General features: G+C 69.3%; 12 protein-coding genes and 2 pseudogenes. 7 read left to right on the forward strand and 7 right to left on the reverse strand.

What is annotated here, in order from left to right:
• Positions 1-25: 25 nt before the first annotated feature.
• Entirely contained in the window at positions 26-928 is a 903-nt protein-coding gene (locus tag FHS87_RS19220) for an SDR family oxidoreductase (RefSeq protein ID WP_184521009.1), read from the reverse strand.
• Positions 929-984: 56 nt separating this feature from the next.
• Complete coding sequence (locus FHS87_RS19225) at positions 985-1728, reverse strand: SDR family oxidoreductase (protein ID WP_184521010.1); 744 nt, start codon at positions 1726-1728, stop codon at positions 985-987.
• Positions 1729-1846: 118 nt separating this feature from the next.
• On the opposite strand from FHS87_RS19225, the gene FHS87_RS19230 reads away from it, so the two are divergent.
• Both FHS87_RS19230 and FHS87_RS19235 read left to right on the forward strand, forming a co-directional pair.
• Positions 1847-2752: a LysR family transcriptional regulator gene (locus FHS87_RS19230; RefSeq protein WP_184521011.1), complete on the forward strand. Its 906-nt coding sequence runs from the start codon at positions 1847-1849 to the stop codon at positions 2750-2752.
• A gap of 155 nt (positions 2753-2907) precedes the next feature.
• Positions 2908-3195 (forward strand): recombinase family protein, encoded by a 288-nt coding sequence (locus FHS87_RS19235; protein ID WP_456306625.1) that lies wholly within the window; start codon positions 2908-2910, stop codon positions 3193-3195.
• Between the two features lie 69 nt (positions 3196-3264).
• Here FHS87_RS19235 and FHS87_RS19240 read toward each other — a convergent pair whose 3' ends face one another.
• Positions 3265-4272 carry a threonine ammonia-lyase gene (locus tag FHS87_RS19240; RefSeq protein ID WP_184521012.1) on the reverse strand — a complete coding sequence of 336 codons (1008 nt, stop codon included), beginning with the start codon at positions 4270-4272 and terminating at the stop codon, positions 3265-3267.
• Between the two features lie 81 nt (positions 4273-4353).
• On the opposite strand from FHS87_RS19240, the gene FHS87_RS19245 reads away from it, so the two are divergent.
• Together FHS87_RS19245 and FHS87_RS19250 are read left to right on the forward strand one after the other, a co-directional pair.
• Positions 4354-4845 (forward strand): Lrp/AsnC family transcriptional regulator, encoded by a 492-nt coding sequence (locus FHS87_RS19245; RefSeq protein WP_221300152.1) that lies wholly within the window; start codon positions 4354-4356, stop codon positions 4843-4845.
• Positions 4846-5131: 286 nt separating this feature from the next.
• Positions 5132-5389: pseudogene (locus FHS87_RS19250) on the forward strand (IS110 family transposase); the annotation flags it as partial.
• Between the two features lies 1 nt (position 5390).
• Here FHS87_RS19250 and FHS87_RS19255 read toward each other — a convergent pair.
• Together FHS87_RS19255 and FHS87_RS24660 are read right to left on the reverse strand one after the other, a co-directional pair.
• Positions 5391-6384, reverse strand: a pseudogene (locus FHS87_RS19255) (DDE-type integrase/transposase/recombinase); the annotation flags it as partial.
• Between the two features lie 98 nt (positions 6385-6482).
• On the reverse strand, positions 6483-6866 hold the full coding sequence (locus FHS87_RS24660; protein WP_221300154.1) for an MmcQ/YjbR family DNA-binding protein: 384 nt from the start codon (positions 6864-6866) through the stop codon (positions 6483-6485).
• Positions 6867-7559: 693 nt separating this feature from the next.
• Between FHS87_RS24660 and FHS87_RS19265 the strand changes: the two genes are divergently transcribed.
• Positions 7560-10187 carry an ATP-binding protein gene (locus FHS87_RS19265; RefSeq protein WP_184521013.1) on the forward strand — a complete coding sequence of 876 codons (2628 nt, stop codon included), beginning with the start codon at positions 7560-7562 and terminating at the stop codon, positions 10185-10187.
• Between the two features lie 482 nt (positions 10188-10669).
• Here the strand turns inward: FHS87_RS19265 and FHS87_RS19270 are convergent, their stop codons facing one another.
• Positions 10670-11260, reverse strand: a complete 591-nt coding sequence (locus FHS87_RS19270; protein WP_184521014.1) for an NAD(P)H-dependent oxidoreductase — start codon at positions 11258-11260, stop codon at positions 10670-10672.
• 85 nt (positions 11261-11345) lie between these two features.
• Here FHS87_RS19270 and FHS87_RS19275 point away from each other — a divergent pair, with 85 nt between their 5' ends.
• Together FHS87_RS19275 and FHS87_RS19280 are read left to right on the forward strand one after the other, a co-directional pair.
• Positions 11346-12251, forward strand: coding sequence for a LysR family transcriptional regulator (locus FHS87_RS19275; protein WP_184521015.1), 906 nt, complete (start codon positions 11346-11348; stop codon positions 12249-12251).
• A 655-nt stretch (positions 12252-12906) separates the two neighbouring features.
• Positions 12907-14817: a PAS domain-containing sensor histidine kinase gene (locus FHS87_RS19280; RefSeq protein WP_184521016.1), complete on the forward strand. Its 1911-nt coding sequence runs from the start codon at positions 12907-12909 to the stop codon at positions 14815-14817.
• 105 nt (positions 14818-14922) lie between these two features.
• Here FHS87_RS19280 and FHS87_RS19285 read toward each other — a convergent pair whose 3' ends face one another.
• The gene (locus FHS87_RS19285) at positions 14923-15282 is read right to left on the reverse strand and encodes a hypothetical protein (RefSeq protein WP_184521017.1); all 360 of its coding nucleotides are present in this window, start codon (positions 15280-15282) and stop codon (positions 14923-14925) included.
• Between the last annotated feature and the right edge of the window lie 193 nt (positions 15283-15475).

Here is a 15475-nt window from a genome sequence, read left to right on the forward strand (position 1 = left end):
TCCTGGAGGTGTCGGGCCGGCCCGGTCAGCCGCCGGCGCGCGGCGAGAGCAGGTCGGCCAGGCCGATGTTGCGGAACATCTCGCGGCGCACGCGGTCGGCCACGCCGTTGACCACCTCGGCGCCGTCCTGCGAGGGGTCCACGTGCACCCGGAAGGGGCGCTTTCCGGAGGGCGCGTCCACCACCCGGACGATGGCGCGCGCCACCTCGGCCGGGTCGGCGTCGGCGGGCTCCAGGGCGGCCAGACCCTTCAGCGCCCGGTCGGCAACGCCGGCGTAGGGGCCCGCCTCGTATTCCTCCACCCTGGCCGTGTCGGTCGGCTTTCCGGCATGGGCGAAGTGGTTGGTGCCCTTGGTGAAGGCGCCGGGCACCACGATCGTGGTCTCGATGCCCCAGCGCGCCAGCTCGCCGGCGTAGGTGACCGCGAGGGAGTCCATCGCCGCCTTGGCCGCGAAGTACGGGCCGAGGAAGGGCGGCGTGCCGCCGCGGGTCGAGGAGGAGCCGACCCACACCAGCAGCCCGCGGCCCTGCCGGCGCATGTGCGGCAGGGCGGCGCGGTTGACGCGCTGCGCGCCGAGCACGTTGACATCGTACTGCTGCACGAACTGCTCCGGCGTGAAGGCCTCCGCCGGGCCGAACACCATGTGCCCGGCGTTGTGGACGATGACGTCGAGGCGCCCGGCCTCGGCCAGCACGCGGGAGACGCCCGCTTCAGCGGAGGCGTCGGACTGCACGTCGAGTTCCACGGTGCGGAGGTCGGCGCCGCGCTCCGCGGCCCAGGCCGCGGCCTCGGCGGCCCGCGGGGCGTTGCGGCCCGCCGTGTCGCGCATGGAGGCGTAGACGGTGTGGCCGGCCTCGGCCAGCGCGCGGGCGGTCATCAGGCCGAAGCCGGAGGAGGCGCCGGTGACGAGGATGACGTGGTTCGGCATGGTCGGTGTTTCCTGTCGAGGGTGGGGGTGGTCCAGCCGGTCGGCGGCGGGCGGGCTCAGATGATCCCGCCGTTGGCGCGCAGGGTCTGGCCGTTGATCCAGCCGCCGTCCGGCCCGGCGAGGAAGGAAACCGCGGCGGCAATGTCCTCGGGCTGCCCCAGGCGCCCCAGCGGCGCGGCCTGGGCCATGCGGTCGATCGCCTCCTGCGGCTTGCCGTCGAGGAACAGCTTGGTTGCCACGGGGCCGGGGGCGACGGCGTTCACCGTGATGCCGCGCCCCCGCAGCTCCTTGGCCAGCACGCTCGTCAGCGCCTCCACCGCCGCCTTGGTGGCGGCGTAGACGCCGTAGGTGGGCTGGAGCAGCGACGTGACACTGGACGAGACGTTCACGATCCGGCCGCCGTCGCGCAGCCGCCGGGCCGCCTCGCGCAGCGTGTTGAAGGTACCCCGCAGGTTGGTGGCGACGGTCTTGTCGAACAGCGCGTCGCTACTTTCCGCGACCGGCGCGAGGTCCATGGTGCCTGCGGTGTTGACCAGGACGTCGACGCCGCCGAACGCCGCCTCGGCCGCGTCGAAGAGGCGGGCCACCGCGGCGACGTCGGCCACGTCGGCCCGGGCGGCGGCGGCCCGACCGCCCGCCGCCTCGATCCGGCGGACCAGGGCCTCGGCGGCCGCGACGTTGCCTGCGTAGTGGACGGCCACGGCGAAGCCGTCGCGCGCCAGGCGCTCCGCCACCGCGGCGCCGATGCCGCCCGAAGCGCCCGTGACGATCGCGGCCTTCCGGGTTTGGGTGCTGCTCATCGCTTCATCTCCTGCCTGGGCCGCCGCGGGGACGCGGCGGGCACGGACGGAGATCTACGCCTTCCAGGGGCGCGGATAATCGGGCATGTTCCGGCTACAGTATCCGATGGGTCGGACAATGGACCGCTTCGACGCCATGCGCGTCTTCTGCCGCATCGTGGAGCGCCGAAGCTTCACCCGGGCGGCCGAGGATCTCGGCCTGCCGCGCTCCTCCGTGACGGACGCGGTGAAGGAGCTGGAGAACAGGCTGGGGGTGCGGCTCCTACAACGGACCACGCGCCACGTCAGCCCCACGCTCGACGGCGAGGCCTACCGCCAGCGCTGCCTGCGGCTGATCGCCGACCTGGAGGAGGCGGAGGGCGCATTCGCCGGCGCAACACCGCGCGGCCCGCTGCACGTGGCCGTGCATCCGACGCTGGCCAGCCACTTCATCGTGCCGCACCTGCCCGGCTTCCTGTCCGACCACCCCGGGGTCGAGTTCTTCCTCGGCGAGGGCGACCGCTACGTGGACCTGGTGCGGGAAGGCTTCGACTGCGCGGTCCGCGTCGGCGGCCTCGCCGACAGCGGCGAGCTGGTCGCGCGGCGGCTGGCGGCGCTGGAGGAGGCGACCTGCGCCTCCCCCGCCTACCTCGCGCGGCACGGTACCCCGCGGGACATCGACGCCCTGGGCGACCATTGCATGGTCGGCTTCCGCTCCTCGGCCACCGGCGCGGTGCTGCCGCTGGAGTTCACCATCGCGGGCAAGGTCCGCGCCGTCGCCCTGCCGTCGAGCATCACCGTGGGCGGGGCGGAGACCTACGCGGCGGCCGCGCGCGCGGGGCTCGGGCTGATCCAGGCGCCCCGCTACCGCCTGGAGGAGGACTTCCGCCGCGGGGCGCTGGTGCCGATCCTCGAGGCGACCCCGCCCACGTCCACGCCGGTGTCCGTGGTCTACCCGCGCGCCAAGCACCTCTCGCCGCGGCTCCGGGTTTTCATCGACTGGCTGACCGCGCGGTTCCGAATAGGAACGGCGGCGGCCGGCTGACGGCCCCGTGGGTGTCCGCTTCCCGCTCACCCCCGACAGAAGAGGCGCTGTATCGCCCCGTTAGTTGGGCGTTTGCGCGAGTTGGAAGCTCAGCGCGTGTCGCCGGTCGCGCTGAACGGGATGGCCTTCGCCTCTCCACCCAGCACGGCCGCGTGATGGCCGCCGTGCTGGCGGGCATCGCCGAGTTTGAGCGCGAACTCGCGATCGAGTGCATCCGCTCCGGCATCGTGGCGGCCAAGGCCAGGGGCAAAAAGCTGGGGTGGCAACCCGGGCAGCGGCCGAAGTCGGACCGGCTCGCCCCCAAGGTGCTCGCCCTTGTCGCCCTGGGGCGTAGCTACCGCCTGGTCGGGCGCGAGGTGGGGCTGAGCAAGAACACGGTGGCGGGGATCGTAGGGCGAGCACGGGCCGGAGGGCGCGACGGCGGCACGCCGTCGAGGGGCTGACCGAAGCGGGCCACCCTCCGCCGACGTCGGGCCTGAAACCGGGCGCGTCCGGGAGGATGGGGCGGGCCGTCACGCGTTCCCCCGCTCCGGTCGCCGCTCGCCCGCGGGGGTGGGTGGGCATAGCCAGCGCTGGATCTGGTCGGGCGTGAGATTGCCGCCACATAGGACGGTGGCGACGCGCCCGCCCCGGAACCGGGGTCCGTGCTCGATCAGGGCGGCGGCGCCGGCCACCCCGGCCGGCTCGACCGCCAAGCCGAGTGACTCGTGCACGAGGCGCATGGCGGCAAGGATCGACTCTTCGGACACGGCGAGCACCGCATCGACCGTCGCGCCCATGCAGGCGAGCGCATAAGGTACGGGCACGCGCACCGCGATGCCGTCCGCGATCGTGCGGGCCGCCTCGGTTTCCACGGCCGATCCCGACCGCCACGAGCGCAGCATCGACGGCGCGCCCTCGGCGACCACGCCGACCACGCGGCACTCGGGCCGCTCCGCTTTGAGCCAGGCGCCCATGCCCGTCGCGAGCGCGCCGTTGCCGAGCGGCACCAGCACCGCGTCGAACGCGGCGCCACCGCGCGTGAGTTCGACGGCGATCGTGCCCGCACCCTCGGCCACCTCCGGCACGGCGCCGTCCTCCAGGAACATGGAGCCGGCGGCCTCGGCGAAGGCGCGCCCCGCGAGCTTGGCCGCGTCGAAGTCCTGCCCTTCCAGAACGACACGGGCTCCGAGGCGGCGCATGGCTTCCACCTTGAGCGGGTTCGCCGTCTCGGCGGCGTAGATCACCGCCTCCATGCCGCGCTTGGCAGCGGCATAGGCGATGCCCTGGCCGAAGTTGCCGGCCGATGCCGACACGACCCGACGGACGCCGGCGGGCAACGCTGCCATGGCGAAGTCGGTCCCGCGGCCCTTGAATGACCGGATCGGGTTCAAGGTCTCCACCTTGGCCAACAAGGTGCATCCGAGACGCTCGTCCAGTGCGCGATTCCCGATCAGCGGCGAGGCGAGGAAGACGGGATCGACCGCGTCGGCGGCGGCGGCGATGCGGGACGGATCGGGCGGGCGGGGTGCATTCGACATGGGGCGAGGCTACGCCCGCACCGGTTCTGGTTTTCCGCGATTTAGGGCAAGTTTGCGCCGTTTCCGTGCGAAGGAGTGGTGATGGCCGCCGAGGAAGCAGCGCCCATGGGCCTCGACGCCGTGGACCGGCAGCTCCTGCGCCTCGTCCAGAAGGACGCCCGCCTATCGGCCGAGCGCTTGGCCGAGGCCGTCGAACTCTCCGCGTCGGCCGTGCAGCGCCGGCTGCAGGCCCTGCGCCGCGGCGGCGTGATCGTCGGCGAGGTCGCCGTCGTGAACCCGAGGCGGGTCGGGCGCCCGCTGACGATGCTGGTCGAGATCCAGATAGAGCGCGAGCGCCCGGAGCTGCTCGGCGCCCTGCGCCGTTGGTTGTCGAACGAGGAGGCCGTGCAGCAGGCCTGGTACACGACCGGCGAGGCCGACTTCATGCTCGTGGTCACCGCCGCGAGCGTAGAGGGCTTCGACGCGTTCATGGAGCGATTGCTCGCCGACAACCGGAACGTGCGCAAGTTCAAGACCGGGGTCGCGCTGCAGGTGACCAAGCGCTCGCTGTTCGTGCCGGTCGATCCCGATTGAGGCAAGGCGAGGCAGCCGAGCGGAAACCCGCCGGCATCCCCGGAACGCCCCGAGCGGCCCATGCGCCCGCGCGTGGTCTTGGTAGGTCGGGCGCTGCTCGCCCACGTCGCCCCGCTGGGCCGGCAGCACCTGATGGCGGCCTCAAGCCGAACAATCCAGGGGAGATACCAAGGGCCGACGCGGCGTAATGTTCACGCCCTGTCCCTTAATCATGATGGCATGGACCGCCCCCGCCCAGCCGCGCTCTTGCGGCTAAGCTGGGCGGGCAGCCCCGAGGAGGAGAGCCATGCCGCACCCTGTCGCACCCCATGTCATCGGCCTCGACATCGCCAAGAGCGTGTTCCAGGCACACGGCGCTGACGCCTCCGGGCGCGCCGTCCTGCGACGGCGGCTGCGACGGGCGGAGGTCATCGGGTTCTTTGCCCGGCTCAGCCCCTGCATTGTGGGGATCGAGGTCTGCCCGAGTGGCCACTACTGGGCCCGGGAACTGATCGCTCTCGGCCACGAGGTGCGGCTGATCCCGCCGCAGTTCGTGCGGCCCTTCTGTCCGGTTGTGAGACCTCATTTGCGCGTTCCGCGATGAGGCGTGCGCGGGCGATGTCCTCTGGCCCGCACGATCGTCGGGTGTTTCGGGTTTGGGGCGGGCGAGCTTTCGTCGGGCTTGGAGGCGTTCCTTGACGACCTGATCGGGTGTCTTGCCGTTCAGGACGCGCTGGCGGCGGGCGTTGTAGGCGGCGTTGAAGCCCCGGAGCAGCTGCTCGAGTTGGACATGGGACGGGATGGTGATGCCGAGCACCTCGCTGCCGACCCGGCCGTTGAACCGCTCCACCATGCCATTTGTTTGCGGCAAGTAGGGCCGCGTGTGGCGGTACTCGGCGCCGAGTTCGGCGCAGGCGCGGGCGAAAGCGGGTGTGAAGCAGCTGCTGTTGTCGGTCAGCACGTGGGTGAGGCTGAAGGGAAAGCCTTGGCTGCCTCGCGCAGGAAGGCGATGGCGCTGCGCTCGGTCTCGTCATCCTTGACGGCCAGGTGGACGGAGCGGGACCTGCGGTCGATGGCGACGTAGAGGTAGCGCTTTCGGCGCTCGCCATTGGCGGTCTGCAGCTTGGGCAGGTGCTCCATGTCGATGTGAATGAAGCCGAGGTCGTAGTCTCGGAAGGTGCCCTTGCCTCGGACCGGCCGGTCAGAGACAGGAGGACGTCTGCGGTTCAGCCCCTCGGCCTTGAGAATGCGCCAGACGCTGTCGCGGTTCAGGTGGGGCAGGAAGGGGGTCACCACCAAGGTGAGGTCGTCGAGGGCGAAGTTGGTGCTCCTCCGCAGGGCGCAGACCGCGGCGCGCTCCTCATCAGTCGCCTTCCAGGGCAGCTTGTGAGGCCGTGCCGAGTGGTCGAGGCAGTCCTCAGGACCTCGCTTGCGCCACTTGCGGATGGTCTCGCTGCTTACCCCAAAGCGCCTGGTCAGCACGCCAGAGGGCTCGGAGGAGCGGGCAATCTCGGCCCGGACGGCGGGGGTGGTGCGGGCATTGGGATGGATCTGGAGCACCGCTCACCTTCCTCCCTGAGCGGCGCCCTTCAGGCGCTCGAAGCGGTAGGTGAGGTCTACAATGGCCAGCCCACTAGGATTCCAACAATGTTCCGCGATTAGACAGCAACTGCTATAGGGGCTTCGAGGCCTTCAGGCTCTACCAGGGACGCGTGGCGCTTGACTAGGCGACTACCGGCCTTCCACCGCCATGCCGTCAACAGGAGTGGCCGCAGGGTCGCCTCGTCTACCTGAGTTAGGTTGACCTGAGTATAGCCGCGCAAGCCCCAACTGCCCGATGCTGATCGGTACGCCGTGGGTGCCGATGCGATCAGCCTGTCCTGCTCATGCGGCCTGAGCGCCACCATGCCCCACCCTCTATCTGGGTCGCCAAGGGTTGCGAAGATGCGCCCGCCGACACGGAAGTCCGGCTTGCCCAGGTGCACCCACTCCATGACCTCCGGCAGTTCCAGTGCAAGGTGGCGAAAGGTGTCTGGTGTCACGGTAGCAGGGCCCCTCCTCAGTATGAGGCAAACCTGCCGTGTGCCGTGACGTCTTGGAAGTCCGGGGCCGCCACCTTTCCGCCGCCTGCTCCTCGCGGCACGGCGACATCGCCTTCCTCACGAATTGCGGTGCCTCGTCAAGGTAAGGCGTGCTTTCTTTATTCTCAACATACTCATTCAAAAGTCTTCCCTTCGACCCGCGCCGGATGCCGCGTGTGAAGGTCGGGACGCCATCCATCCCCCCCTCTAGCCATCACGGCGCGTAGGCACGTCCTTGACGGGCCCGAGCACCGTGGCTCGGTGTCCGTTGTCCACAGAGTGGGTACGCCACTTACCGGAGGATCCTACCGGGAATCCGGACTACCGGCTTTGGGGGATGATCCACGCGGCTCCTCGCCGGCACGTCGGACACTGTGGGCGCTGTGCCGCCTAGAAACTACGTTGACAGACTGTCACCAAACAACCGTTCGGCGTGTTGGAAATAGGCGACCATACTCCGCTCAGGGCGGTGAGGCATGGATTGTCGTGCTCCCGCCGCCGGGCTAACTGCCACCTCGCGAGAGGAGGTCGCATCAGTTGGCCACAGACGTTTCCGCGTCCGATCCTCTCCCAAGAGGACTGCGGCGGTCAGCTAGCCGCCTCGTCGGCCTCAGCGGCCTTGTCGGTCTGCTCCTTCTCCTCTCTGGCCTCCTCGTGCTCGGCCTCGACCTGCAGGCGGCGGCGCGGCGGGATGCGGAGCGCGACCTGGCAAGCGCGGCCTACCTCCTCGCCGACCATGCAGGGCGGCTCTTCGAGGTGGCTGACGTGGCGATCCGCGGCGCGGCCGCGGCAACCGAGGGCCTGGGCTGGGATGAGGTCTCCCGCTCTGAAGCTCTCTGGCGCCAACTCAAGGCGACGGCCACCTCGCTGCCCTATGTCGAGGACGTCTGGTTGAACGACGCCTCGGGCGAGCTACGCTTGACCACCTACGCCTTCCCCACGCCCCGCTCGAACGCAGCGGACCGCGAGGTGTTCCGTGCCCTGCGTGACGGCCTCGACCGGCCTCATGTCGGCGAGCGCATCGTCGGGCGCGTGACCGGCCGCCCGACCTTCCTCCTCTCTCGTCGGCTCGTAAACCCGGACGGCACTTTCCGCGGCATGGCCTCGGTGACGGCCGATCTCGCCTACTTCGGCGAATACTGGGGACGGGTCCGTCTTCCCCCTGGGGCGCGCGTCACGGTCTTCCGGGAGGGGAGCTTCGACGTGCTCGCGCAGCATCCGCCGCCTCCGGACGGTGCCTCGTTCGTCCCTGCGCCGGCCAGGGTGTTGCGCGATGCCCTCGCCCGGGCGCCGCGCGAGGGCCAGATCGGGTTCGCCTCGGCCACCGGCGGTGGGGCGCGCCTCGCGGCGTACAGGCGCGTGGGCGATCTCCCACTTCTTCTCACGGTGAGCAGTTCGGAGGTGGCAATCGAGGTGGCGTGGCGCGCGCGGATGCGCAACTATTTCCTCCTCGGCGCGGCGGCGGCCTTCGCGCTCGCCTTTCTTACCCTCTTCGCGTTCCGGCAGGCACGGCAGGAGATGGCGGCAACCCGCGCGCTCGAGGAGGCGCGTGACGCGCTGGCGCGGACGATCGCCGGTCTGGAGACGAAGGTCGCCGAGCGCACGGCGGAGGTGCGGGCGAGTGAGGGGCGGTTCCGCACCGTCGTTGAGAGCGCGACGGATTATGCGATCATCGCAACTGACCTCGCCGGCACGATCACGCTCTGGAACGCCGGAGCGCGGAACATCCTGGGCTGGGAAGCCGCCGAGGCGCTCGGCCGAAGCGTTCGGGTGATTTTTACGCTGGAGGATGGGGCTGGAGGTGCGCCAGAGGCCGAGATGGGCCATGCCCTCGCTAATGGCCGCGCCGCTGACGAGCGCTGGCACGTGCGCCGTGACGGATCGCGCTTCTTCGCGTCCGGCGCCCTCCTCCCCATCCGCGCTGGCGAGAATGGCGCGCCGACAGGGTTCCTGAAGATCCTCCGTGACCGGACGGAGGCTCATGAGGTGGAGCAGGCACGGCGGGACCTCGCGGAGACGCTGGAGCGCCTCGTTGCCGAGCGGACCACGGAGCTCGCCGCCGCGAACGACCGACTGGTGGCCGAGGCGGCGGCCCGCGAGCGCGCTGAGGAGCAGCTCCGCCAAGCCCAGAAGATGGAGGCGGTCGGCCGCCTCACGGGCGGCGTCGCGCACGATTTCAACAATCTCCTCACCGTCGTCATGGGCAACCTCGCAATGCTCCGGCGCAGGCTGGACGGGACTGCGGACGAGCGCGTTGCGCGCCTCATCGCGGGCGCGACCGAGGGAGCCAATCGCGCGGCGGCACTCACCTTCAGGCTCCTCGCCTTCTCCCGCCAGCAGCCATTGGCGCCAGAGCCGGTGGACGCGAACAAGCTCGTCGCTGGCATGTCGGACCTGCTGCGCCGAACCCTCGGCGAGAACATCGCGATCGAGACGGTGCTCGCGGGTGGGCTGTGGCGGACGCACGCTGACCCGAACGGGCTGGAGAACGCGGTCCTCAATCTTGCGGTGAATGCGCGCGACGCGATGCCGGACGGGGGCAAGCTGACTGTGGAAACGGCGAACGCACACCTAGACGAGGCCTACGCCGCGACCCGGCCGGAGGTGACACCGGGTCAGTACGTCCTCATCGCGGTATGCGACACCGGCATGGGCATGGCGCCGGAGGTGGTTGCGCAAGCCTTCGAGCCGTTCTTCACAACCAAGCCCGTGGGCAAGGGAACCGGGCTCGGGCTCTCACAGGTGTACGGGTTCGTAAAGCAGTCGGGCGGCCACGCGGCGATCTACTCGGAGCCGGGGCACGGCACGACCTTCAAGCTCTACCTCCCCCGGTTCCGGCAGGCGGCGGAAGCTCTCGACGGCGGCGCTGCTCCAGCGAGGGTCCGCCCAATCGCGCACCCGGCCCGGGGCAGGGGCGAGACGGTCCTCGTCGTCGAAGATGAGGTAATGGTGCGAGAGTTCTCGGTGGCGGCGCTCGAGGAGGCGGGCTACCGGGTGCTCGCGGCCGAGGACGGGCCGTCCGGACTGGCCTTGCTGGACGCGCACCCGGAGGTCGCGCTGCTGTTCACCGATGTCGTGCTCACCGGGCCGATGAACGGGCGGAAGGTAGCCGACGAGGCGCTCCGCCGCAGACCCGAACTGCGGATCCTGTTTACCACAGGCTACACGCGCAATGCCATCATCCACCACGGGCGGCTCGACGAGGGCGTGGATCTTCTCACGAAACCCTTCGCGGCGGAGGTCCTTACCGGGCGGGTGCGGACGATCCTGGACCGGGGCTGAGAAGCCAGACCTGCCCTGGCCCAAGCCAGCGAACACTACCTCCCGGAGCGCCAATGCGTTCACCTCCAAAACCATCGTCGTCCCGTGTTCACCCGGGTAGGCGGGCTACTCGCGCTGCTCGCGACGGGCGCGGCCTTGTGTTGGACCGCGAGATCTCTCCGAAGCGGTATCAGCAGGTGGGCGGGGATCACTGGCGGGTGGCTGGACCGCGATCACCGGGGCAGCCCCATTCCGGCCTGCCTCCACCGAAGCGGGGGCACAGACTGGCACGCCGACGCATTCTGCTATTCGCAGGCTGAACCGTGCAGGGATCCGCACGTTCCACTTTGAACGAGTGCCGTGGTGGACCCGGGAGGCGGGTCCCGCAAGACCGGTCCCCTCGGGGTCACTCCCCTTACGACCCGGCCACGGTCCCGTACCCGCCCAGCAGCCCGAGGTAGAGCGTGGGGCCCGGAAGCCGTGTGGCGGACGCGCCTGATCGCTCAGGTACCCGCCAGGACGCGCAAGGCAGGCTCCCGGTCAGGGATGGTATCCGCTGTCGCCGCGATCCATCGCCGCAGGTGCGCAGCATAGGCCTCGCCTGCCGTAACCAGCGCTTCGGCCCCAAGCTTGTTTGCCTGGTAGAGCAAGAAGGGCCGCGACCAGGCCAGCCTGCAGCGATGCGCCGTGGCCTCGAGTGGCCGCAGCAGCTCCTCAAGCGAGTAGAGGTTCGCGCCTCCCGGCCCGTAGGCCTGCGCGACGTTGCCCGCCGTCGCGGCCAGCGTGACCGGTAGGCCGCGCAGCCGAGCGCCCTCATCCGGACGGACGTAGAACATCCGCGTCAGCACCGTGTCCTGCCAAGCCTTCAGCAACGGCGGCGTGGAGTACCACTGTACCGGGAATTGCAGCACCACCCGGTCGGCGGCGAGCAGCCGCCCGACCTCGGCCTCGGTGTCGATCGCGCCGTCAGGGTAGAGCGCGCCCATGTCGAGGACTTCGACGCCGGGCAGGGACCGTGCCGCGGCCAGCAGCGCCGCATTCGCCCTCGAGCGTGAGGGCATGGGATGGAAGAAGAGGATCAGGGTTCGGGACATCGCGACCTCCTTCGTGGTGGGTGAAGGATGGGAGGGCGCGCAGGATCACTCCAACAGATAATCCGTATATGCCACTATCCACGCCATGAACCTCCGTGGCGTGGACCTGAACCTCCTCGTCGTGCTTGACGCCCTGCTCGATGAGGCACATGTCTCCCGCGCGGCCGAGCGTCTCGGCCTGTCGCAGCCCGCCACCTCCAGTGCGCTCGATCGCTGCCGCCACCTCTTCGGTGACCGCCTGCTGGAGCGCGCGGCGGGGAGCATGCGTCTCACGCCGAAGGCCGAGGCGCTCCGGCCGCGGCTGAAGGACGCGCTGGCCGGCATCGTGGACGTGCTTGCCCCGCCGGAGGTGCCGCTCGCGGATCTCCGCCAGACGGTGCGGCTCCTCATGGCGGACAACCTCGCCGCGCTCCTGCTCGGCCCGCTGGTGGCGGCGCTGTCGCGCACGGCGCCAGGCCTCGACCTCGTCGTCCAGCCCTGGCACGGCGCGCCGGCGGCGATGGAGGCGCTGACGCGCGGCACGCTCGACCTCGCGGCCTCGGTCTTCCCCTCGGTTGGCCCGGACATTCGGCGCGAGGAGTTGCTGCGGGAAGGCTATGTCGTCACCATGCGCCGCGATCACCCGGCCGTTGCGGGCTTCGACCTGGACCGCTGGCTATCCTACCCGCACGTGCTCGTCTCCGGGCGCGGCGAGGTGCGCGGTGCGCTGGATGAGGCGCTGGCTCGGCACGGCCGGACGCGGCGCGTGGGGCTGGTCGTGCCGAGCTTCCTGCTAGTGCCGCCGGTGCTCCGCGGCTCCGATCTCATCGCCCTGCTGCCAAGCCGCTCGATCGGGGCGGAGATGCGCGGCGACCTTGTCCTGCTGGAGCCGCCGGTCGCGGTGGAGGGCTTCCCCGTCCACCTCGCCTGGCACCGCCGGCGCGAGGACGATGCGGGGGTGCGCCATGTCGCGGGGACAGTGCGGGAGGTGGTCCGCGTCCATGCATCGTGAGTTGATCCGCACGGCACTCTGGTGACTTGAACCCGGAAAGGCTAGTCGCCAGCGATCCATGATGACCAGATCATAACAGTAAGGCGGGGGTGTGCCGGAACGCCCGCCGATCACCTCTAAGTGCAAGCCCCTCTCCCCTCCGGAAAAGGAAGGCGGTGCCCGAGGGCACCGCCGAGTTTAGGGAGGAAACGTCCAAGAAAACAGCAAACCCAACATGATCGGCTTGCTGCGCCGCACAACGTGGTTCGCTGCTGCCCTCACTACAAGCAAAGATTCAGTCCCAGAACAGCATTAAGGGCCGGAGAGAGGGATTTTAGGGGGTAGAAAGCGGTCGTTTGCGGGATAGCTTCTGCCAAAGGTTTGGCTTCCCCTACACAGCCCGAACCCTCAGCTGCTCTACATTCATGGCACTGCCAGAGCAGCCAGGAGATGACATCAGTCCAGGTTCCTACCTAGGGTGGGTTGATGCTTCTGCAAAATGGCCCTTGCGTTGCCCTGATCGGACCTTTGGTAAGGTATATTGGCAACTGCGTCGTCTTAGGAAAGTACGCTGGCGCGGGTGGAGTGGTCCGGGCCGGGCACCATCTGCCGCCCAAGCGTGACCGGGTCGAGGAGTGCCGCAGCCCTGGAGCAAATAAGGCGGTGGGGGGTCGCCATGAACGAGACTGGCCCAGACACCACGGACGAGGTCCAGGACCGGCGATACCGGGCCATTTTCGAGTGTGCGGTTGATTTCGCCATCATCGCCACCGATCGGGACGGCCGGGTAATGGACTGGAATCCCGGGGCCGAGCGCGTCCTCGGCTGGTCGGCCGAGGAGGTGCGCGGCAGACCGGCAGACTTCTTCTTCACGCCCGAGGACCAGGAAGAGGGTCGACCGCAGGTCGAGATGCAGCGTGCCCTCCATGCCGGACGTGCTGACAACGAGCGCTGGCACACGCGCGAGGACGGGTGCCGGTTCTGGGCAAGTGGCGAGATGATGCCGCTCCGAGACAAGGACGGCACCCACCTTGGCTTCCTCAAGATCCTGCGCGATCGCACCCCACAGCAGCGGGCGCGCGAGCGGCAGGCCGCCCTGGGGGCGCTGATGGCGCGGATGCGCGACCTCGACGACCCTTACGGGATCATGCTGGTCGCGGCTGAGGCGCTGGGACGAACCCTGGGTGTGCACCGGGTCGGCTTCTTCGACGTGACCGACGACTACACCCTGAGCTTCACCGTGGGCTGGGCGGACGGCACGCTGCCCCTGATTGTGGGGACATGGCCCGCCACCCGCATCGGCACTGCCTACCTCGCCGAGGTTCGCAAGGGCGCAGTCATCGCCATCGCGGACACGACACGACATCCTCTCACGACTGATTCGGCCTTCGCGGAGATCGGGACGCGCGCGCTCGTTGGTTTTCCAGTGATCCGTGATGGGCGCTGGGTGGCGGCGCTCTACGTCAATCACGCCGAACCTCGGGCATGGTCACCCGAGGAGGTGGCTTTCGTCGAGGCTGTCGGTGGGCAGGCCTGGGACATGGTGCAGTGGGCAGGTGCCCGGGCTGAGTTGCGGGCAAGCGAGGCGCGATGGCGTGGTATTTTCGAGTACATGCACGAGGGCTTTGCCTTGTGCGAGATGGTCTACGGCCCGGATGGGACGGCGGCGGACTTCCGCTACGCCGAGGTGAACCAGGCCTGGGAGCGGCTGACCGGCGTTCCGTCCGATGAGACCCTTGGCCGCCTCGCATCGGAGATATTCCCCGGTATCGAGCGGTTCTGGACCGACACCTACGCCCAGGTGGTCGAAACCGGGGAACCTGTGCATTTCGAGTGCCAAGTCGCCTCCATTGGTCGCTGGTTCGAGGTTTATGCCTACCGCACGGAGCCAGGGCGCTTCGCCGCCCTGTTCCTCAACGTGAGCGAGCGAAAGGCGGCGGAGGAACGGCAGACCCTGTTGGCGCGGGAAGTCGACCACCGCGCCAAGAACGCCCTCGCTGTTGTACAAGCAGCCTTGCGGCTGACCAAGGCTCCGGACGTGGCGAGCTACAGGACCGCTATCGAGGGTCGGATAGGCGCGCTGGCGCGGGCGCAGTCAGTGCTGGCCCAGGACCGCTGGGCGGGTGCCGACCTCCGCCGAATGCTGGAGGGGGAACTCGCGCCATTCCTCGGGGCTGTGGCGGGCCCGGAAGCGCGAGTCCAGTTGACGGGGCCCCGGGTAGCCATCTCGACCAGAGCGGCACAACCCTTGACCATGGCCGTTCACGAGTTGGCGACGAACGCGGTCAAGTACGGCGCCTTGTCGGTTGGCGCGGGCCGTCTCTCAGTATCCTGGCGTCTGGAGAGCGCAAGTGGCGGGCTGCCGTTGTTGCGTCTGCACTGGGTCGAGGCTGGAGGACCAAGGATCAACGCCCAACCGCAGCGACGCGGTTTCGGTTCGCGGATGCTGGACGGCACGGTGCGCGGCCAGCTCGGGGGCAAGGTAAGACTGCGCTGGGAGGCGTCAGGCCTTGTCTGCGAGATCGAGATCCCACTCCAGGCGGGTTCGGGTCTCACGGACACGCCTGGATTCAGCGCAGCAGACTGACCTGCGCAAAGTCGGAAGGGCACGCCGAGCCAGAGATGATCCTGTAAGTCAGCCTTTTCGCTGAGCCACGAGGGCAGTTCGTTGCCGGGTCCAGCTGCCACCGTGTTAGAGTGTTTCTGCCGAAGTCGCCCGAGGGTTGACCGGGGTTCGAACGGTGAAGATCCTCCGTCGGTAGGGACGGCGTTGCCGCTGCGCCTCCTGCGACAACGGAGGTCTTGCCACCTCCGAGCTGCTTGCGGGCATGGCGCCGCGCGTGGTCGGCCGGGGATCGGCCTGCATGATCTTCAGGTGTTCCTGCGCTGCTGCGTAGGCGTCCTCGGCGCAGCGGTAGCCCTGCCCGCCCTCCTTCACAGTGGCGCCATGGACCGTGATACGCCACCCCCAAGCTTCCGATCGGAAGCCGCGACGCTCGACCACGACGTCCGTGTTGAAGGCGTCCCAGTCACGTTCAGTCCGCGTGCTCATCAGCCCTAGTAATCCATCGTCGCAGTAGCGTCGGTGAAGCAGTACTGCCTGCCGGCTTACCAAATGTTTTCCATCGGGTGGCGTGCGGCACTGCTATATGGGGATTCCGACGATGTCGGCCGCCTGTTCCGAGGCGAAGTCGGCCACTGATTCCGACGTCATGTCGGCCGGCCATTCCGATTGATGTCGGCCG

Source organism: Muricoccus pecuniae (assembly GCF_014199205.1).
GTDB lineage: Bacteria > Pseudomonadota > Alphaproteobacteria > Acetobacterales > Acetobacteraceae > Roseomonas > Roseomonas pecuniae.